Here is a 503-nt window from a genome sequence, read left to right as displayed (position 1 = left end):
CGACTCGACCAGTGAGCTATTACGCTTTCTTTAAATGATGGCTGCTTCTAAGCCAACATCCTGGCTGTCTGAGCCTTCCCACATCGTTTCCCACTTAGTAGTAATTTGGGACCTTAGCTGGCGGTCTGGGTTGTTTCCCTCTCCACGACGGACGTTAGCACCCGCCGTGTGTCTCCCGGATATTACTTATTGGTATTCGGAGTTTGCAAAGGGTTGGTAAGTCGGGATGACCCCCTAGCCTTAACAGTGCTCTACCCCCAATAGTATTCGTCCGAGGCGCTACCTAAATAGCTTTCGGGGAGAACCAGCTATCTCCAGGTTTGATTGGCCTTTCACCCCTAGCCACAAGTCATCCGCTAATTTTTCAACATTAGTCGGTTCGGTCCTCCAATTGATGTTACTCAATCTTCAACCTGCCCATGGCTAGATCACCTGGTTTCGGGTCTAATTCTAGCAACTGAGCGCCCAGTTAAGACTCGGTTTCCCTACGGCTCCCCTAAACG

1 rRNA gene is annotated in these 503 nt (G+C 50.3%); it reads right to left on the bottom strand.

Features of this window, described 5'->3' with window-relative positions:
• Nucleotides 1-503, bottom strand: a 23S ribosomal RNA gene (locus QWZ04_RS23275); the annotation flags it as partial.

This window comes from Vibrio tapetis subsp. quintayensis (genome assembly GCF_030409945.1).
GTDB lineage: Bacteria > Pseudomonadota > Gammaproteobacteria > Enterobacterales > Vibrionaceae > Vibrio > Vibrio quintayensis.
Note: the sequence above shows the minus strand (reverse complement) of the source record. Positions and strands in the feature narration are given on the sequence as shown.